The sequence below is a fragment of the Blastopirellula sp. J2-11 genome (genome assembly GCF_024584705.1).
GTDB lineage: Bacteria > Planctomycetota > Planctomycetia > Pirellulales > Pirellulaceae > Blastopirellula.
Map to the genome: position 1 here is coordinate 2102850 of NZ_CP097384.1, position 20591 is coordinate 2123440.

The 20591-nt window shown below is 56.4% G+C and carries 12 protein-coding genes; 9 read left to right on the top strand and 3 right to left on the bottom strand.

The genetic code is table 11. The features are described 5' to 3' along the window. Positions 1–281: 281 nt before the first annotated feature. From M4951_RS08645 to M4951_RS08655, 3 genes are read right to left on the bottom strand one after another with little or no spacing between them, the layout of a single operon-like run. Positions 282–1406: a hypothetical protein gene (locus tag M4951_RS08645; RefSeq protein ID WP_262026079.1), complete on the bottom strand. Its 1125-nt coding sequence runs from the start codon at positions 1404–1406 to the stop codon at positions 282–284. Continuing rightward, the gene (locus M4951_RS08650; RefSeq protein ID WP_262026080.1) at positions 1406–2221 is read right to left on the bottom strand and encodes a hypothetical protein; all 816 of its coding nucleotides are present in this window, start codon (positions 2219–2221) and stop codon (positions 1406–1408) included. Before M4951_RS08650 ends, M4951_RS08645 begins: the two co-directional genes overlap by 1 nt. Then, the gene (locus M4951_RS08655) at positions 2221–3780 is read right to left on the bottom strand and encodes a MotA/TolQ/ExbB proton channel family protein (RefSeq protein WP_262026081.1); all 1560 of its coding nucleotides are present in this window, start codon (positions 3778–3780) and stop codon (positions 2221–2223) included. The genes M4951_RS08650 and M4951_RS08655 overlap by 1 nt, the downstream gene beginning before the upstream one ends. A gap of 464 nt (positions 3781–4244) precedes the next feature. Here M4951_RS08655 and M4951_RS08660 point away from each other — a divergent pair, with 464 nt between their 5' ends. From M4951_RS08660 to M4951_RS08700, 9 genes are all read left to right on the top strand, one after another. Continuing rightward, entirely contained in the window at positions 4245–5255 is a 1011-nt protein-coding gene (locus tag M4951_RS08660; RefSeq protein WP_262026082.1) for a zinc ribbon domain-containing protein, read from the top strand. A 184-nt stretch (positions 5256–5439) separates the two neighbouring features. Continuing rightward, a complete protein-coding gene (locus M4951_RS08665) occupies positions 5440–6780 on the top strand; it encodes a hypothetical protein (protein ID WP_262026083.1) in 1341 nt (446 codons plus the stop codon). Positions 6781–6959: 179 nt separating this feature from the next. Continuing rightward, positions 6960–8267: a beta-ketoacyl-[acyl-carrier-protein] synthase family protein gene (locus M4951_RS08670; RefSeq protein ID WP_262026084.1), complete on the top strand. Its 1308-nt coding sequence runs from the start codon at positions 6960–6962 to the stop codon at positions 8265–8267. 242 nt (positions 8268–8509) lie between these two features. Next, positions 8510–9631 carry a hypothetical protein gene (locus M4951_RS08675; RefSeq protein ID WP_262026085.1) on the top strand — a complete coding sequence of 374 codons (1122 nt, stop codon included), beginning with the start codon at positions 8510–8512 and terminating at the stop codon, positions 9629–9631. Between the two features lie 74 nt (positions 9632–9705). Beyond that, positions 9706–11109 carry a leucine-rich repeat domain-containing protein gene (locus M4951_RS08680; RefSeq protein ID WP_262026086.1) on the top strand — a complete coding sequence of 468 codons (1404 nt, stop codon included), beginning with the start codon at positions 9706–9708 and terminating at the stop codon, positions 11107–11109. A 245-nt stretch (positions 11110–11354) separates the two neighbouring features. After that, positions 11355–14948 carry a hypothetical protein gene (locus tag M4951_RS08685; protein ID WP_262026087.1) on the top strand — a complete coding sequence of 1198 codons (3594 nt, stop codon included), beginning with the start codon at positions 11355–11357 and terminating at the stop codon, positions 14946–14948. Between the two features lie 56 nt (positions 14949–15004). Then, positions 15005–16606 (top strand): L-aspartate oxidase, encoded by a 1602-nt coding sequence (nadB, locus tag M4951_RS08690; RefSeq protein ID WP_262026088.1) that lies wholly within the window; start codon positions 15005–15007, stop codon positions 16604–16606. A 214-nt stretch (positions 16607–16820) separates the two neighbouring features. Further along, positions 16821–17579 carry an ABC transporter ATP-binding protein gene (locus tag M4951_RS08695; protein ID WP_262026089.1) on the top strand — a complete coding sequence of 253 codons (759 nt, stop codon included), beginning with the start codon at positions 16821–16823 and terminating at the stop codon, positions 17577–17579. A gap of 61 nt (positions 17580–17640) precedes the next feature. Next, on the top strand, positions 17641–20550 hold the full coding sequence (locus M4951_RS08700) for a Gldg family protein (RefSeq protein ID WP_262026090.1): 2910 nt from the start codon (positions 17641–17643) through the stop codon (positions 20548–20550). Positions 20551–20591: the final 41 nt, after the last annotated feature.

Genomic DNA, 20591 nt, shown 5'->3' on the forward strand with positions numbered 1-20591 from the left:
TCGGAGTGAAGCCGCACAGTGGGAGTCTGCATTGCCTCGGAAGGGTGATTCCTGAGTTCCCAAAGATTAGGTCATGAATAGCAAATCAAACGCGCTTTTTCAGCGAACAGAAGGCTGCTTGGCGATTTGGCGCATTTCGCGCATTGAACTCGGTCCGTATCAGCGGCGCAATCGATACACGTCGTTCGTAATGCCCGCAAAGGTTGCAGGATAGCGCAACAAAAAAGCTCGGTCCAAAAGACCGAGCTGGGCAGTGCGAGAGGATCTGAAAGTGCGACCAACTAGTCGAGCACGTTCGGTTTGGGGGCAGGCGTAGACGGCTTCGGCGGCGGTTTTGGCGCGTTGGGGTCGACCACCGGTTCGGGGCCAAACCTCACTTTGCCGCCGACCGAAGTTGTATATTGCCAATCGGCAGCCTGCGGTTCCCAGCCTGACAGATAGTTGGCTTTGTCCGAAACGCGCCGCACGGCGACATAAGCCTCAAAACTGTCGGGCATGACAAAGAAACGAAAGTAGTACTTTTCCGGATTGGTCATCAGCAACAGTTTTTGGAAGCGAGAACGGGGGTTCTCGATTTCGGCGATCGAAAAACCTTCGCTTTCACGCGGGGTTAGTCGCAAGCGGGGGTATCGGCCCGAGACGTACATGTCGGCTTTGAAGTAATCGTCTTGTAAGACGCGCTGGTTGAAGTCGTCAACAAACTCTTTGCCGTCGACTCCCTGCGCCGGGTCCTTCACGTATTTTTTGAGTCCGCGGGAGAGCTGATATTCGGAACGCTTTTTGGCGTCGTCACGCAACTCGGTAGGATTGAGCGGATAGACTTTATTGTTCACGCAGAGAAAGACCGCTTCTTTGATCCCTTCGGGCGCTGGCCGAGGATCGGGCAAATTAACGACCTTGGGAGGAAGCTGGGCACGCGGCTTGGAGTCGTCCAATCTCGCTTCCAAGCTGGCGAGCTTCTCCAGGCTAGAGTTTAAGTCGGTCGAGAGTTTCTCGCGAATTTTTTTGTTCTCGCCCGCCTTCATCTGCGCTTCTTCTTGCATCTTCTGGGCGATGAGCGCTTTCTTCAGCTCTCCTTCTTTACCGACGAGCGTCGCTTCTTTGGCGACCGATTCCGACTGCAGGCGTTTCAGCAGTTCTTCCAGCTTCGATTCGTCCGGATTGAGCTCGTCGATCGAAGTTTCCACCTTCAATTTTTCTTTGTGGGCCTCTTCCAGCTTTTTGATCATCGCTTCGAGCGCCGCCGGATCGACCGCCGCCGTTGCGGCGATTCGTTCGACCGCTTTTTGCACGCCGAGCTGGACAACGACCAGCACGATCAGCAAAATGCCGACCACGTTGAACATGGTGTCAAGCAGCGAGTCAAGTCCGCCGTCTTCGTCATTGTCTGGTTTGCGTCTGGCCATTATTCCGGGGTCTTCTTTTTGAAATAACTCAAGTCGATCCGTCCGTCGCCGATCACCGGCAGCTTACCATTTTTGACCCCTTTGGCTCGCGCGAAATTTCGTGCGGACCAATAGGTGGACAAACCGTCGTCTCGAATGAGAAAGACGAGCGATCCCTTGGGGTTGGCTTTGACTTCCGCCAAGGCTTTGGCGAAATCGGGATTGGTGTTGAGTTCATTCGTACGGACCGGCGTCGTTTTCGCGCCGTCATGAATCACGATTCGTCCCTCGTCGCATTCGACAAAGGTGGGATCAAATCCAACGCCGGAGCCGCCGGGTAAAATTGATACTTCCGACTCTTTGGGGGGAAGTTTGCGATCGGCGATCTCTTTTTCCATCTGCGCGATTTTCTCGCGTTTCGATTTTAGCTCGGACTCCATCTCTTTGATCGATTCCGCTTCGCCGGCGAGATCCACTTTCGGACCGTCCAGCGAAATCTGCGAGAGCTTGCTTTGCGCCTCATCCAGTTTGGCTAACAAAGCGGCAAGCCGCTTTTTGGCGTCGGCCAATTTCTTTTGCTCGGCCGATTGCTCCGATTTGAGCTGGGCCTCTTTCTTTTTCAACTCGGCGTTGAGCTTCGCTAACGCTGCATCCGTTTCGGCGAGTTCCGCCTTCTTTTCTTCGTACTTGATCGCCTGGTCGACGGTATCATTGTCGAGCGCCTGAACCGCGACTGCGGCGATGATCATCGTTAACGTGCCGATCACGCAGGCCAGCACGCTAAGAAACGGGAAGAGCGATACGTCATCGCCCCCGTCTTGAGTGCGTTTGGCCATTATCGTTTCCCATTGCGACGAGTTTTTGTTTTTCGACCGCCCATTCCAAACCAGCCGCCGCCGTTGGTGGGCGCTTCGACCTGTTGAACGACGACCGTTTCGTCGCCAAGTTTTGACAACACTTCGTTCAAGCCGGTTAGACCACGTTCGACGCCGGAGAAGTAATTTTCCAGTCGCTCGGTCGAAGCCTCAACGTTGGCGTTCATCTGGTTCGAAGACTGGGCCGCGACGTTGGCCACCATGCCCAACGTGCTTTGCAACTGCGCCGCGATCTCTTGCATCTGCGTCAGCTGATCCTGCATTTCGGCGCGTTGCTCTTCCTGACGGGTCTGCATTTCGCCGGTTTTCGCCTGCATTTGGTCGAGCACCTGGGCGGTAATCTCTTTTTGGCCTTCCAGCAGTTTGGCCTGGATATCGGTCCAGCCTTCGGTCGTTTGCTTGGTGATCGTATGACCGACCAACTCCAACTTCTGGATCCAGACTTCCAGTTCCGACTGTTGCGCGGCCATCGCTTCTTCCACCGCGCGGCGGAAGATCTTCGTGTCGAGCGGCCCGGTCGGCTCACTGCCACCTTCGCGACCGTCATTCAAGCGGCGAAGCAGGTTTTCGTTGCAGTATTCGTCTACCCAGTTCAGCACCCCTTCTTCACTCTTTTGCAGCGAAGACATGGGGAACTTGATGATCATGCTCATGACCAGCGCGACCAGCGTCGTATTAAACGCGGTGCCGAGACCCGAGAACATCGACGTCAATGAGGTCATCAATTGCGACGGATCGTTGCCGCCGAGGGCGCCGGCCAACGACGCGACCGCCAAGCTGATACCAAGCACCGTACCGATAAAACCCATCGTCGGAATCGCCCAGATCAGCACTTTGATCGCGGTGTAGCTCGACGCGACGTTGTTCGAGTCAATTTCGGACTGCGACGCCATCATCGTCACCGTTTCGGCGGCGTTGCGGCGAACGCGAAAGTGCTGCAAGCCGCGCAGCACGCGGTTGATCAAAAAGCTCTCGCCATGTTCGCCCGGCAGTTGGCGAATGTTGTCGACGAAGCGATCGAGCGTATCGAACCGAATTTCGGGCGAAATATCGGTCGGCAGCACGTCCATCAACAGATAGTCGCGTTGGCGCTTGATCTTGCGATTTTTCTTCCAGAGAATCGCCATCGCCCAAAAGAACATGAACGTGGAGAGGAACTGGATCATCACCCCCTGAAAACCGCCAGCCAAAAACAGGTCGCCGATGTAGGTCCCCTTCGAAGGCCAAAGGAGGAGCAGGAAGATCACCGCAGAGAAAAAGCCGAAGATGCCAGAACCAACCAGACCGACGTCACTCGGATCGGTGAACTCACCCTCAGAAGAGGAGGACGACGATGTTGCGGCCGCTTTTCGCGGAGGAGGCGCCGCCCCCCCTTTTTTGCCACTGGCTTTGGCGGCTGTTTTGGTCGACAACGGATCGGTTTGCAGATTGCCCAGGTCGAGCCCGCCGAGAGGATTACCGCCGCCGCCGCCCTCATCAAAACTCGGAAAGCCGGAGGATTCCAACGGCGGAAGATCCATATCGATCTCCGTCGTGTTCGGGATACGAACGCTGGCCTTGCAATAAGGGCAGTTCCGTTTTTGACCGGCGAGTTCCTGGCGGACTTTGAGCGACTGGCCGCATTGCGGGCATTTGAATTTGAAATACATAAATCTTCAGGAGGGAGCGAATGCTGCGGAGCGATCCGCGGGGGGAAGAAAAGAGGGCTACACCCTCATGATATGCACTAGTTTTCTAGTTTATGCAACCAAACTGCTCGTAACGGGGTGTTAGGATAAAAAAGAAAAAAGCTAGGGCAACACTGGTCTAATACTCTTTATTCCGACTTTGAACCTCTTTTTATTCCCAACTGCCATGGTTTGCTCCGTAATTTTACGTATCTAGAAACGCTTTTGCGTGGAGAGTCGACGCACGTCTCGTTTGTTGCAATTTCACGCGTTAACCGAGAAAATAGAGAACGCGTCTGACTCTTTAAGGAATTTTCATGAGCGATATTCGTGTCGTCTGCCCCTGTTGCGGCGTTTCGCTGCGCGCCAAAGCTCAATTGGCGGGACAAACGATTCGTTGTCCGAAATGCGTCAGTCTGGTCCCGATTAAAGGCTCGGAGGACGAGGATTTCGCCCAGCCGGTCGAGGCAAGTTACGACGCGGTTCCGCTCGAAGAAGACAACGTCGGTCGTCTCTGTCCGAAATGCTCGAATTCGTTGCGGCCTAGCGCAAAGTTATGCCAACAGTGCGGCTGGCATCTCGAGCTCGAAACCTACTTTGAGGATTTGAAGGCCGAGAATCTGATCGTACGGGAAGAGCCGAAGACGAAGTGGGAAGCCTGGTTCGAAAGCCAACTGCACGAATCGACCCGTCCCCGCGATGTCTTAAATTACTCGGCGATCGGCGGCGTGGTCCTCACGATCATTTTTCTGGCGGTCGCCCATTTTCGGTTGGGAGCATGGGCGCTGTTGACCTTGCCGTTGCTCGTTGTCGTTTGGATCGGTTGGTACCGCATCATGCAGTTGATCGGACTGCTGCATGATCCAACGCGCAAGCGTCAGTTGGCCAAAGCGCAGGTGCAACGCGAAACGGCATCGGCGCCGGTCGCCGCCGTTGCTGCGACCGCACCGGTCAAAACGCGTGCGGCCGTCCAAAGCGGCGCTCCGGTCAAAAGCAATTCGGCGAATTCGACCGGGCCACTTGATTTCGATCTTCCTGACGCCGAGATCCCAAGCGAGTCCAAGTCGAAACCAAAGTCCAAGTCGACAACGCCCGCGGCCGCGCCGCAGCGCAAAGTGGTTCGTCCTGGTCAGGCCAACGAAACCTCGAACCAATCTACGACCTCCAATGTGAAATCAGCGCCGGCGCAGCGTCCGGCGAAAAGCGAGCCGAAGCCGCAGAAGGAGCGAAAGCCGGCCTCCCCTGCTCCACCAGCGGCCAAGCCTGTTGCGGAGAAGCCGCAAAAGCCGAAAGCGGCCGACGATGATTGGCTGAGCGATCTTCTGTAGTCGCCGCTAGCATCCCAGGTTGTCGGCAAAGGTGGTCGAGAACTTGAGCGATTCCGCGAAGTTCGTGCTGATCGATCTTGTGAGTCCATCACTCGGCTCCTATACTTCGCCCGAATTAGGGACCCAATTGGCTCGCGTTTGCGTGACGCTGACGATCGTTTTCGCGCCGACAAGGATGACGGCTATGATGCGTACATGGATGACAATGCTGACCCTGCTGTTGATTTGCGTCGGCTCGACCTTCGCCCAAGAAGCGGGAAGAGTTAGCTCGCAGTCGACCGCTCGGCCAATTCCCACGGTCAAACCTCCGTCTCCGCTGAGCGAAAGCGACAAAGCGGCCGCCGCTCCATTGCCAGCCGCCGCCGCCGAAACGCCGGGCGCCGTCGCTAATTCGGCCTGGCGCAATCCCAACGAAGCGATCAAAACCGCGTCGGCTTACTCGTCCGACGCGACCGCAACGCCGATGACGTCCGCTCCGCGTAGCGAGGCCCTTCCGCCGTCTGGATCGCTCTTGAAAGTAAAAAGCGGACTCAACGAGTTGCCGCACGATCAGGGCCAGGTTTGGCGCGACTACGACATTACCCCCTACACGTTGCGGGTCACTTCGACATCGAAGCCCGAGCAAGCAATCATCGATTGGATCTTGCGAGAAACCGGCACCGACGTTTGGTTCAGCGAACCGCTGGGCATGTTGCACGCCGACAAAAACACGCTCCGGGTCTATCACACCCCAGAAATGCAGCAGATTGTGCGTGATGTTGTCGAGGATTTTGTCGAGAGTCAGGCCGAAGTCAAAACGCTCGGGTTGCGTCTAGTCACGGTGAAAAGTCCTAATTGGCGTCGATTGGCATATCGGATGATGCAGCCGGTCTCGGTTAAAACGCCGGGGATCGAAGCCTGGTTGTTGAGTAAAGAAAATGCGGCGATTTTGCTCGACAGCTTGCGAAAGCGGAGCGACTACAAAGAACACCAAGCGGCGAATCTGCTGATCCATAACGGGCAGTCGAGCGCCGTCTCGATGCTCAAGCCGCAAACCTTTATGCGATCGGTGCGGGCAACCGCGGCCTGGCCGGGATACGAGCTGCAAAGCGATCAGATTGAAGCCGGTTTCTCGCTGGAAGTGAGCCCGTTGCTGGCTCCCGACGACAAGACGATCGATGCGGTCCTCAAATGCAGCGTCGATCAGATCGAAAAGTTTGTGAACGTCGATATCGACGTACCGACCGCAACCGGCGGAACGCAAACAATCCAAGTGCAGATCCCCCAAATGGTCAGCTGGCGATTGCACGAGAGGTTCCGTTGGCCCTCAGATCAGGTGCTGCTGATCAGCTGCGGCGTGGTAGCTCAGCCTGATATGGGCGTTTCAACGGCGGCATCTTTCCCTCTATCTCTGTCGCTGCCTAGCGGCCCGGCCCGAGCCGATGGGCTGATGTTTGTCGAATATTTGGGCCCGGCGAAGTCGAAACCAGGGCAACCGGCGATCACGCCAGACGCCGCTGCGATCGATAATCGCGGGCGATACTAACCTGTCTGCCACGGCGAACGCGTTCGAGACTTCCAGGATGGGCTCCGTGTCCCGTCGACACGCTGGGGATGCGTGTTTAAAATACAGAACTCTAAGTAAATACACGGTTTGCATCCTGCATCAATCCGGTTGCTGGGGTAACTTTCCCGCAAGTAACCGAATCGTTTAGAAGTTGAGATATGGCGGAAGTCGGACAGCGCCGCGTCGTCGTCACCGGTTACGGTTGCATCACCCCCTTTGGTAACACCACCGAAGCGGTTTGGGATGGGCTATCTTCTTCTCGAAATGCCGTTGCGCGGTTGAAAAGTTTGCCAAGCGACGCGCTGCCAACTTCCTTTGGCGCCGAAGCTCTCGGATTTACCGGAGCGATCGAAGAGTTTGGACCGCTCGACAAAGCGCAACAACGCTCGATTCGCAAAAACATCAAAGTGATGTGCCGTGAAATTCAGATGGGCGTCGCCGCTGCACAACTAGCGATGCATCACGCCGAACTGGCGAGCGGCAAGTACGATCCAGAGCGGACCGGCGTCGTTTACGGTTCGGACTACATGATGACGTTGCCTGAAGAATATGCCGCAGGCGTCAAAAAGTGTGAAGCCGAACTAGGGGATCGTAACTTCGATTCGTGGGCTGGTCTGGGAATGCCCGAGATCAACCCGCTCTGGTTGCTCAAGTATCTGCCCAATATGCCGGCCAGCCATATCGCGATTTTCAACGACATGCGGGGGCCGAACAATTCGTTGACGTTACGTGAATCGTCCTCGAACGCCGCGATCGGCGAGTCGTTTATGACGATTGGTCGCGGTCACGCTGACGTAGTCGTCGCTGGAGCGACCGGAACGCGGGTGCATGAGATGCGTTCGGTCCATACGATCTTGCAAGAGACGATCGCCACTGGCGAATTTGCCGGACTCTGCCGCCCTTTTGATAAAAACCGCAGCGGCATGGTTCTGGGTGAAGGCGCGGGAGCGATGGTTTTGGAGACGCTTGAACATGCCGAAGCGCGCGGCGCCAAACCGTTGGCCGAGATTCTGGGGCAAGGGATGTCGACTGTGATCGCCAAAAATGGGGAATCGAATCGTCGCTTGGCGTTGACCAATGCAATTCGCGCCGCGCTGCACGACGCCCAACTGTCCCCAACTGATATTGGTCATATCCATGCCCATGGTTTATCGACCGTTGATAGCGATCAGCAGGAAGCGGAGGCGATTGTGGATGTCTTTGGGGATCCCGCAAAACAGCCTCCCGTGATCGCAGCGAAAAGTAGCTTCGGCAATCTAGGCGCCGCTGGCGGTGTTGTCGAACTGATCGCCAGTTTGATTGCGATTCGTGAAAAGCAGCTCTTCCCTGTTTTGAACTACGAAACGCCCGATCCCGCTTGTCCGGTCAATTTGGTTCGTCAGTCCATGCCTGCCCCCCAAGGTCCGGTTCTAAATCTCAGCGTGACGCCGCAAGGACAAGCGGCGGTCATCATCGCAGGCGTCTAAAAGCGTTGATTCTTTCGTCGTGACAATAGTTGTTTACGACTAGCGGCGCTACGGCGGATCATAGAGTTAGCGCAATTCTGCGACGATTGAGCTGAATCTTTCGCTGCTGCCCAGCCGTGGGCGTGTAGAATTGAGAAAATGGGCATAGAGGGGTCGCCAGAGTCAGTTTGACGTATTTGGTTAAATCTGGTCTGGTATCGCATAATTCAGAATGGAAGCGGCTTTTGTTCGGAATGGAAAACATGTTGGGTTTAAGGTCGTTGCGAACAGCAGGCGGATTTTTGCTGCTTTTGCTTGCGCCGATTACGGCGTTCGCGGATGAGATCGCCATCTCGCCAGCGATCTTGGAAGCGACCGAAGCGCTGCGTCAGAGCGGAGCCAGCGTCAACTATTACGAAAATGCGGAAGGGCAAATGCTCTTCAACGTCAACTTTGTTGACGCCGCCGCGACCGAAGAGAATCTTCGGCACTTGGTAAAGCTCCCCCATGTCGAGCGTCTCTGGCTCGGCCGTTCGTTCAAGCTGAACGAAATGTCATGGGAAGCGATCATGCAGTTGCGAGAATTGGAATACCTCTATCTCCACTCGCAGCCGAACGATGACGACATGCGTCAGATCGCGCAATTGACCAACTTGCGTACGTTGCTGATCGATGGGCGCAATCTGACCAACATTGGATTGTGGTATCTCGAAGAACTTCGCTTTCTCGAAAACTTGACGATCCAAAACGCCAGTTTCGACGGCGACTGTTTTCATTACCTCGCGAACGTTCGCAGCCTGACCAATCTGACGCTGCAATCGGACAAATTAAAATCAAGTGACCTGGCCGGCTTGGGCGAATTGCCGCAGCTCGAACTTTTGTTTCTGAGCGTGCAAAGTGTCGATGGAGCCGGTTTCGCCGAGATTGGAAAGTTAACCCATCTGCGAAGTCTCAATCTGCGGAATGTCCGCACGACGGCAGAGCAAATGAAACCGCTCGCCCAGCTGCATGAGTTGCAGTTTTTGACGATGAACGACAGCAACATAAGAGGGGGCCTGGGAGCGATCAGCGGTCTGCATGATCTGCATCGCCTGGAACTGGCCAATTCGACAATCAGCGACGCAGATCTCGATTCATTGCAGCAGTTGCCGCTGTTGGCGAATCTAAATCTCGCGCATACGAAAATCACCGACGCAGGGCTAGTGAAACTTGGTCAGATGAAACGGCTCAATACGCTGAACGTCCGCAATACGACCGTGACAAAAGAGGGGTTGCAGGCGCTGCAGGGAAGATGGCCTCAGTTGATTATTAGCGCATCGATCAATTTTATCGAGCCGCAAGTATCGCCGGAGGCAAAGTTGAAGTCGCAAAATTTGAAAGAGTAGTGATAATTGGGGGGAGAAGTGACGCTGGGGCATTCCATGAAAATGGCGGCGTCCTTTTGAGCAGGAGGTTCAATATGGTTTCGCATCGTTGTTGTACTGCAGCATTACTGTTACCACTGCTTTTGTATTCTGTCGTCGCGGCACAGCCTGCGCCGGCTCCCTTGGAGTTAATACCGGAGATCGCCAGCGATCAGTCGCTGGAAACCGAAGCGATCGTCGCCGAGTTAGAACGGGCCGGATGTACCTTCGGGTATGCCGATTCGCTCCGCTCTGAACTCTTTCATTGGCACGAATACGCCTGCGTGCGGATCGAAGGCAACAAGATCAAGCCAGAGCAGTGGAAGTTGTTACTGCAGCTTCCTGATGTGAAGCTCCTGTCGCTGCATAAGACCGAGTTTGCGGAGGAAGTGGGCAACGTCCTCGGTCAGTTGCATCAACTGACCGAACTGCAACTGCACGAAAGCTTTGACGACCAGGGAATTCGCGTCGTCACGACGCTCAGCCCACTGAAAGCGTTACTGATCGCCAAAACCAAGGCCTCTCCCGACAGCTTTTTTGGTCTGGAAGAGCTCCGGAAGTTGGAGCAGGTCGAGTTTACCGATCTAGTGATCAATCAAGCGGTGATCGGCGGTCTCCGCGGCTTGCCCAATCTAAATCAATTCAACATTCGCAACAGCGAACTTTCGTTGCCGTGGGCGCTGGACGAACGTTCTTTTCCCCATTTGAAAACGTTGTCGATCGATGGCGGAAAAGCAGACGCAGCCCTGATCAACGAGGTCTGTTCGATCCCGACGCTCCAGCAGCTTCAACTCAGCTGTCCTACGGGCCAATTCACGATCCACGATTTTCGACGCCTGACCGGTTTGCCGAATCTGGTCGATCTCTCTTTGGTCAAGTCATCGCTCCCTGACGAGTCTTGCCCGCTTGCGACGCAACAGCTGAAGATTCAAAAGCTGAACGTCGGGCAAACCGGGATTGGAAATCAATTTCTCTCGACCATCGGCGACTTTCCGAATCTGCGTGAGCTGGACCTGACCGGCTCCAAAATCACTGACGGCGGGTTGGCTTACCTGTCCGAATTGTCGCAGCTCGAATCGCTGACCCTCAGCGAAACCAATATCAGTTCGGCCGCGGCCAAACATTTTTCGCAACTGCAGTCGCTCCGTGAGCTCCATCTGCACAACACGAAACTCGACGGCCAGGCGATGGTCGACATCGCGAAGCTGAAGAATCTTGAGTGGATCGATCTGAGCAAGTCGAACGTTCAAGGAGAGCAACTGTTGGAGCTGCGAAAATTGCCGAAACTGCGCGGCATTGTGCTGATGAATACGCCGATCGGCGCCGCCGACTTGCCCTATCTGAAGCAGCTTTATCACATCGACGAGATCTACGTGGAAGAGACCAATTTGACCAACGAAGAGCAAATCAAACTGCACGAAGCGCTCGCCAAGGCACGCAACTATCGCCCCAGCGCCTAAATCGCGTTGGCGTAAAAAAGAGTCATAAAAAGGGGGTCAGGTCCGAATTTTGCTGCAAAATTCGGACCTGACCCCCTTTTTTATGAACCCCCCGATGTTTGGGGCCTAGTCGACCGCAAAAAAACGACCTGACCGCGGCAGGCGTCTATAATAGAGAGACAATCCGCTTTTTAGCTGACGTTTCTGCGCCAGCGCGATATAAAACATGGTATCGCAACACGTTACCGCTCTTCCCCCGGCTAGTCATGGCGACTGATACGACAGACTCCCCCATCTCCGATGCGCTCCGCAATCAGGCCAGCGACGATCGCCTGATTCAGAAGAAGCTGCGCAAGACGCGTTGGCAGTTGAAAATCGCCGAACTAGCGGCCGCGTGCATGCTGTTTGCTGCTGGCGCGATCGCTTTCCTGTTGCTGCTGGCGGTGGTCGATCATTGGGTGCTCAATCTCAGCTTTCCGCTCCGACTCGCGGCGCTGGCCTTCTTTTTAGGGAGTGCTGGCTATTTCGCTTGGTCGATGATCCTGCCGTTGCTGTGGCGGACGATCAGCCCGGTCTACGCCGCGCGGATGATTGAGCAAGGACAGCCGGCCCTGAAGAATGGTCTGATCAACTTTTTGCTGCTCAAGCAAGAAGCGACGCCGATCCATCGCGCCGTGCTGGATACCGTGCAACAGCGCGCAGCCTCCGACTTGAAAGAGTACGCGACCGAAACGACGGTCGATTTCTCGAAGGCGATTCGGATTGGGTATGTGTTCGCCGCCGTGGCGCTCGCGTTTGTAGTTTACAAGATTGCTTCGCCCAAAGATCCGTTGACCACAGTGCACCGCGTAATTTCTCCGTGGGCCGATATTGCTCGACCGTCGCGCGTTGACATTGTCGAAGTCCTGCCGGGTGACGTGCAGATCTACCAAGGACAAACGGTGGAAGTCGCTGTCAAGGTCTACAACTTTGACGATGACGAACAGGTCGAGCTCTTTTTCTCCTCCGCCGATCGGCGCATCGTCGATCAGAAGGTGACGCTCGAACCGGATGAAAGCGGGCTCTATTTTCGCGGCGTGATCGCGCCCGAAGGACAAGGGATCCAGCACAACCTGGCTTACTTTGTGAAGGCCGGCGACGCGACGACGCGCGACTACAACATCACGGCTACTCCGGCGCCATCGATTGAAGTGGTCGACATTCGCTATGACTACCCTGCTTACACGATGGAAACGCCGCTCACGCAAGTGCGGGACGGCGCGGTCAAAGCGCTGGAAGGAACGCGCGTCACCGTTCGGGCGATCTCGAACTTGCCGATGGAAGATGCGTTCATCGAGTTCGATCCCGACGCCGGCGATCACGCCAATGCGGCGCGCACCAAAATGACCGTCAGCGCCGACGATCCGACCAGTGCGATCGGGACGTTTGTGATCGAACTGCTGCGACATCCGGCGGCGGATGATCCGGCAAAAATCGCCGCGACTCCGAAACATCGTCGCTATCAGCTGCGGTTCAAAACGGCCGCCGGCGATTTGAACCCCTATCCGGTCGCCTATCCGATCGAAGTGATTCGCGATCTCTCGCCCGAAGTCCAACTGTTGCGTCCCACTGGCGACAAGATTCGCGTTCCGGCCAACGGCGGCGCCGCGTTGGAGTTTCGCGCCATCGATCCGGACTACGCGGTGCGGCAATTGACCGTCATCGGCGAAGTGGAGGGCAAAGAACGTCTTCGCACTCCGTTGCTGCAGCAATCGACCACCGGCAACGTCATCGAAACCTATCGCTTTGTTCCCCGTGAGCAAAAACTGAAACCAGGCGATCTGGTCACCATCTATGCGCTGGCCGAAGACAATCGGACCGACTCGGCTGGCCGGCCAACGCCGAACGTGACGACATCGCGCTCGCTGACGATCGAGATCACCGAGCCAGAACAAGGCGCCGAAAAACAGATCCCCCCCAAACAAGACGATAAGCCGCAGGATGGCCAGCCGCAGGATGGCGAAAAAGGGGGTGAGCAAATGAAGGATGGCCAACAAGGCGGCGAGAAGCAAGAAGGCGGCCAGCAAGGTGGTGAGAAGCAGGAAGGTGGCCAGCAAGGTGGTGAGAAGCAGGAAGGCGGCCAACAAGGCGGCGAGAAGCAGGAAGGTGGCCAACAAGGCGGTGAGAAGCAGGAAGGCGGCCAACAAGGCGGCGAGAAGCAAGAAGGTGGCCAACAAGGCGGCGCGAAGCAGGAAGGTGGCCAGCAAGGTGGTGAGAAGCAGGAAGGCGGCCAACAAGGCGGCGAGAAGCAGGAAGGTGGCCAACAGGGCGGCGAGAAGCAGGAAGGTGGCCAACAAGGTGGCGGGATGCAAGAAGGTGGCCAACAGGGCGGCACGCAGCAAGGGGCGCAAGATCCCAATCAGAATGCCCCGCCCAAGCCGTTAGCAGCCGATGACTCGCAAGCAGGCGATGCGTTCGAGCGCATTCAGAAGTATCTCGAGAAGAAAGAGCAGGAAGCCGGCGGCGCAAAGAGCGGCGAGCAAGAGAGTGCGATGCCTGGCGACAAAGCCGATGGCGGCGCTTCGCAGCCCAAAGACTCGGGCCAGCCGAATCGCGATCACGAAGCGACCGAAAATCAATCTCCCGAAAAAGGGGGCGAGCCCAAGCCATCGGAGTCTGGCGTCGATTCTGACGCGGATAATTCGGGCCAAGAAGGGGGCATGAAGTCGGAAGGCGATAAGCCTGAAGATCAGCAGGCCGGCCGTCAGCGCGGCGAGGGCGAAATGAAAGATCAACAAGGGGACGAATCTGGCGGCGACTCTGAAAAGGGAGCTCCTACCGAGTCCGAAGAAAAATCGGATCCAATGGGCGAAGAACGGACCGGGGATAACGGCGTTGGTGACGCTGGCAAGTCCGGAACAGGAAACCCCGGCGCCGACGAAGATCAAGGAAGTCCCTCATCCCCTGATGGCGCACCGAATACCCCGTCCGACAAGATGGGCAAGCCGGACAGCGGCGAAGAAAAGAGTGAACAAGGGCCCAAGAGCGCCGTTGGCGATCACAAAGAGAACAAGCAGAACAACAGCAAGGGCGAAAGCGACGGCGATCGCTCAGGCGGCGGGGACTCTGGCGGCGGACAATCGGCCAAGCAAGAAGGCCATGACTCGCCCGGCGAGTCGAGCGCCGCTGACAAGGGATCTTCGGCCTCGAAGCAACGCGGCGAAGGCGAAGAGGGCTCGAAAGGAGGCGACCAGTCAGAGACCGATAAGAAAACAGGCGCCCCCGGCGAAGAAAAAGGAGATGGCAGCGGCCGCGACGACAAGGGCGACGGCGACAAGTCAGGGGGCGGTAAGCCGGGCGAACCGAACGAGCAAACCGGTCAAAAGCCGGAATCCGGAGGCGAATCGAATCAATACGGCGATGGAAATCCGACCGGTGGCGGCGGCATGCCCAGCGATCAAAACGCGACTCCAGACGCCGGCGGTCCCGAGCATGGCGGCGACGAGGCGAACCTCGATTATGCTCGCAAAGCGACCGACCTGGTGCTCGACAAGCTGGAGCATGACCAAAAGGAACCGGATCAAGAGCTGCTGAATGAACTCGGCTGGTCGAAAGAACAGTTCCGCGAGTTCACCCAGCGCTGGAAAGCGATGAAGCAGGCGGCCGACTCCGCTGCACCCGGCAGCGAAGCGAAGCAAGAGCTGGACGAGGCGCTCCGCAGTCTGGGATTAACGCCAGGCAAAGATCAGCTTCGCCGTAACGAGTCCAACTCGGCGCAGCAAGGGGGCGCCGCCGATGTCAACCGGTCGCGACCTCCGGCCGCATTTCTGGAACAATACAAGGCTTACCTCAAAGGCTCCGCCAAACAGGCGCCTCGCTGATCATTCACCCTGACCCATCTCGCCTGTGCAGCTGCGGCTAGCGCTGGCTTTTCTGCATGACCACATCGACGCCTCGTTACCTTGTGCCGTTTCATCCGAAGCGGGTTTCTCACTACTTCACCGACGTCCTGGTGCTCGGCGGCGGAATCGCCGGACTGCGAGCGGCGCTGGAGGTCGACCCGGCGCTGTCAGTTCTGATCGTGACCAAGGACAAAATTCTGGAATCGAACAGCAACTACGCCCAAGGAGGGATCGCCGGCGTGCTGGACGAAGAAGACCGGTACGAAGATCACGCCGCGGATACGATTACCGCCGGCGGCAGCTTGTGCAATCCGGCTGTGGTCGACATGGTGGTGCGCGAGGGGCCAGACTGCATTCGCGAACTGATCCAATGGGGAACGGAGTTCGACAAAGAAGATGGCCAGCTCGCGTTGACGCGCGAAGGAGGTCACGGGCGTTCGCGCATCGTCCATGCGTTGGGAGACTCGACCGGCCGCGAAGTGATTCGCGCAGTCGTCGAGCATGTTCGAAGTCGCGAGAATATCCAGATCTGGCAAAATGAGTTCACCCTTGATCTGATCACCCACGAAGGGGAATGTCGCGGCGCGCTGGCGTCCGACCAAAAACATGGTCGTACGCTGATCTGGGCGAAGCAAACCATTTTGGCGACCGGCGGCGTGGGGCAGATCTATCGCGAGTCGACTAATCCCAAGGTCGCCACCGGCGACGGCTTGGCGCTGGCGATAAGAGCCGGAGCGCAGCTACGTGACATGGAGTTTATGCAGTTTCACCCGACGGTCCTCTACATCGCCGGTAGCGGTCGCAGTTTGATTACCGAAGCGATTCGCGGCGAAGGGGCCCATCTGATCGACCGCAGCGGCAATCGGTTTATGGCCGATTACGACCTGCGGGGAGAACTGGCGCCGCGGGATGTCGTTTCGCAGGCGATCGTCTCACAAATGGAACGGACGAAAGCTCCCTGCGTCTTTTTGAGTCTCAGCCATCTCGACGCCGATTTTGTCCGCCGACGATTTCCGGGCATCGCCCAGGCTTGCGGCAAGTTTGGGATCGACATCACCACAGATCGCGTCCCGGTCCGGCCGGGCGCTCATTACATGATCGGCGGTTTGACGGTCGATTTAGAGGGGCGGACGACTTTGCCGGGGCTGTGGGCGGCCGGCGAGGTGACTTCGACCGGATTGCACGGCGCAAATCGCCTGGCGTCGAACAGTTTGCTGGAAGGACTCGTATATGGAAAAAGGAGCGGCCACGGCGCCTCACAAGCGGCGCTGGAGATGCCGGACCGGTTTACGGCGCTGAATCTCGAAAATCCGCAGTTACCGTCGGCTGAGCCGCTCGATTTGGAAGATATTCGCAATTCGCTCACCAGTTTGATGTGGCGATCGGTTGGCGTCCGCCGTGAACAGGCGGGACTTGCCGAAGCGGTCGACATGATCGATTCATGGCGCAGCTACGTTTCCTTACAACAATTCGATCATCCCGCCGGCTGGGAGTTGCAGAATATGCTGCTCGTGGCGCGGGCGATCGCTCAGTCAGCGCTTGCCCGGTGCGAATCGCGCGGAGTTCATTTACGGATGGACTACCCGCAAATCGACGATTCGCACTGGAATCGCCATCTCACCTATCCCATCGACTAACTCCCCTTCCCTTCCCTGATTGTCGCTCCTCATTGAGCCGGTTCCGGTTAAACCTTGGCTGCAACGGCCGATGCTGGAGTTTTAGCAAACGCCGATTTGAATTAAACTACGCCGTTTACGCGGGTGCTGTTCTGCAAATGAGCGGCGTATGCGGCGAATAACGCTCAAAATCTTCCCCATTTCTTCATCGATTCAAAAACGACGGTTGGCAAGTATGGCGCAGTCGAGCGGAACCCCGATGATCGAGGCGGATCGCCTTTCAAAGTTCTATGGAATTTTCGCCGCTTCACGCGACGTAACTTTCCAGGTCCATCGCGGCGAAGTGGTCGCATTTCTCGGCCCCAACGGCGCCGGTAAAAGCACCACGATGAAGCTGCTGACCGGGTACCTTTCGCCCAGCGAAGGGGTCGCCAAGATTGCAGGGCATAACATGATGACCGACCGCTTGGCGGGATCGTCGCTGCTCGGCTATCTGCCCGAAAATGGTCCGCTTTATCCCGATGCGACGCCCCACAGCTTGCTGATGTTCTTTGGCGAAGCTCGCGGCATGACTCCTGCCCAGCGTAAAGAACGAATTGAAGCGGTGGTCGACCTGTGCAACTTGCACACGGTGCTGCACAAGCCGATCAGCAAATTGTCGAAGGGCTACAAGCAACGGGTCGGCATGGCCCAGGCGATCTTGCATGAGCCGGAAGTGCTGATCCTAGACGAGCCGACATCGGGGCTGGACCCCAATCAAATCCGGGGCGTGCGCGAGATGATTCGCCGTTTGGGAGAGGAAAAGACCATTTTGCTCTCGACCCATATCTTCCAGGAAGTTGATGCGCTGGCGACGCGTGCGATTGTGATCAACGAAGGACGCCTGATTTATGACGGCGCCATCGATGCGATGAAACAGCCAGGCGAATCGCTGGACGACGCTTTCTATCGTATGACCAAAGGGGTGAACGCGCTCACTCCTGCAACGACCTGATTGACTCTTACCCCATCCACTTGGCAAAGCTTACGACTTTCCCGAAAGCACTGACGCTATCATGGCTTGGATAAACGCAATTACGCTGGTTTGCTTCGATCTGATTTTCGCAGGCGCCTTTTTCGTCGCGATGATTCCTTTGTTGCTGGCGAAGCAAGCCGCTTACGCAGTGATGAAGCGCAATTTCAAATCGTACTTTAGCAACCCGACAGGCTATGTCTTTCTCGCGATCTTCGTGTTGTTGACGTCGATGGCGGCGTTTTGGCCGCATGAGTTCTTTAACGCCAACCTGGCGAATCTCGCTCAGCTGAACCAGAATATCGGCTTGATCATGCTGATCTTCGTGCCGGCGATCACGATGGGATTGTGGGCCGATGAGCGACGACAAGGCACCGACGAACTGCTGCTGACGTTGCCGGCCACCGACTTTGATATCGTGATGGGCAAGTACCTGGCCGCCGTCGCCGTGTTTAGCGTTTCGCTCCTCTTTTCGCAGTTTTGCAACTTCCTGGTGCTCAACGCGCTGTCGGAAGGGGACATGGATATCGGTTTGTTTTTGACAACCTATATCGGCTATTGGTTTATCGGCCTAGCGATGATCTCGCTGGGCATGGTCGCGTCTTTCCTGACCCACAACCTGACGTTGGGCTTTGTGATGGGCGTGCTGATCAACGCACCGTTTGTCATGCTGCAATACGCCGACGCGTTTGTGACCGGAACCGGCTGGATTCAATTTTTTAGCCAAGCGAGCATCGGCAGTCAGTTTGAGGACTTTGGCCGCGGCGTGGTCAGTTTGTCGTCACTCGTCTACTTCATCATGTTGACGGTATTCGGCGTTTATCTCAGCATGGTGCTGATCGGACGACGGCATTGGCTGGGTGGAAAAGATGGCGAATCCCGTCTAGGGCACTATCTGTTGCGGACGATTTCACTGGTCGTGATCGCTAGTTCGGCGACGTTGTTCTTTGTGCTGCATGACTCGCGCTGGGATGCGACCGCCGGCAAGACCAGTTCGATCTCACCGCAGACAATGAAGCTGATCCGTAATCTGAAATCGGACGAGCCTGTCCGTATCGAAGCCTTTATCAGCGCCGAAGTTCCTGAGTCATACGCGGAAGTAAAAAGCGACCTGATTAGCTATTTGAACGAGTTTCGCGGCGCTAGCGGCGCCAAGATGGACGTCTTCATCTACGACGATCTCGAGCCGTTTAGCGAACTGGCCGAAAAAGCCCGCGACCAATATGGGATCATGCCGGTGCAAGTGGTCGGAGAAACCCGCGGCATCATGCAGGCCAAGGAAATCATCCTGGGCGCCGCCGTTCAGCGTGGGCTTGAGAAAGTGGTGATTCCATTCTTTGGGAATCGCATTCCGGTTGAATACGAACTGGTTCGTTCGATCAGCACCGTAACCGATCAACAACGCAAGCGGATCGGCGTGTTGACGACCGACGCGATGTTATTCGGCGGAGTTCGCCCTGATCCGACCAATCCGTTCGGCGGTTTTCAGAACGTGCCCAAACAGCGGATCGTTGACGAGTTGGAAAAACAGTACGACGTCGAGCAGGTCGATCCCGGTGAGCCGATTGATCCGACCAAGTTTGACGTGTTGGTCGCCGTGCAACCCTCGAGCTTGACGCAGCCGCAATTGGACAACCTGCTGACGGCGGTCAAAGCCGGCGTGCCGACGGCGATCTTCGACGATCCGGTGCCGCTGACGATGAATCAAGCGCCGCCGATTTCGGCTCCCAAGGCTCCGCAAGGAAGTGCGATGTTTGGTCGTCAACAACCTCCACCGCAAAAGTGCGACATTCGCCAACTTTGGAGTCTGCTGGGCGTGACGCTCAGCGGCCAGCAATTGGTTACGGATCAATACTTCAACGCCAACATCATCTGGCAGAAATACAATCCGCATCCGAAGCTGCGAATCGGCGGCGGGGGACAAATTACGCCAGAGTGGGTGTTTGTCGATCGCAACACGCCGATTGCCGATGATGCGCTTCCGCCGCTCAATCCTGATATCGACGTCTCGCAAAACCTGTCAGAAGTCTTGTTCGTTTATCCCGGCGCGATTCTGCGCAGCAAAGATTTTCCGCAGTCGATGACCTTTACTCCTTTGATTCGGACCGGAAATTTAACCGGCACCGTGACGTTAGATGGATTGACGCGACAAGGGAACGGCGCGACGGGCCAGCATCCGCTGACCGGCGAACAATATACGTTGGCGGCGCTGATTGAGGGGACGCCGAGCAGCGATGTTGATAAGCTCGCTGATCCGAATCAAAAGAAGACGGAGGCGACCGCGACGACGCCGATTCGCGTCGCGATGGTCGCTGATATCGACTTGCTGCACAGCGCTTTCGTCGGCCTACAGGCCGAAAAGAACGATCAGATCGAGTTGAGTCTCGACAACACGACCTTCGTATTGAACCTGCTGGATAACCTGGCTGGGGATGATCGCTTTACGACAATTCGCGGCAAGAGTCCCCGTTTGGCTCGTCTGACGATGGTCGATACGATGACCAAACATGCCGTCGAAGAAAGCACGCGTGAAGAAGAAGCGGCGAAAACGAAGTTTGAAGCCGAACAAAAAGCGAAAGAAGAAGAAATCAACAAGCCAGTCGAGGCGCTGCAAGATAAGATCCGCGAGTTGCAAGCGAAACAAGCTCGCCAGCAGATGACCGCGGAAGATCAGATCGAGGTCACCAAGTTGGCCAAACGCGTTCGCGAACAGGAAGCGGTCGCGAATCGCAAACTGCAGGTCGAAGCGGAGCGGATCACGAAGGAACTGCAGGAAACGCAACAGCACATCCAGCGCGATCTCGATCGTCAGGTGCTGAAAACGCAGAACACGTTCAAGATGTTCGCCGTGATTCTGCCGCCGATTCCGCCGATCCTGGTTGGTTTGATCGTCTTCGTCATTCGTCGCATCAAAGAACGCGAAGGATTGTCGAAGGATCGTATCGTCAAGTAAGCGAAACCGCGCCGTAAGCGGTAACGAAATCTGTTGAATCC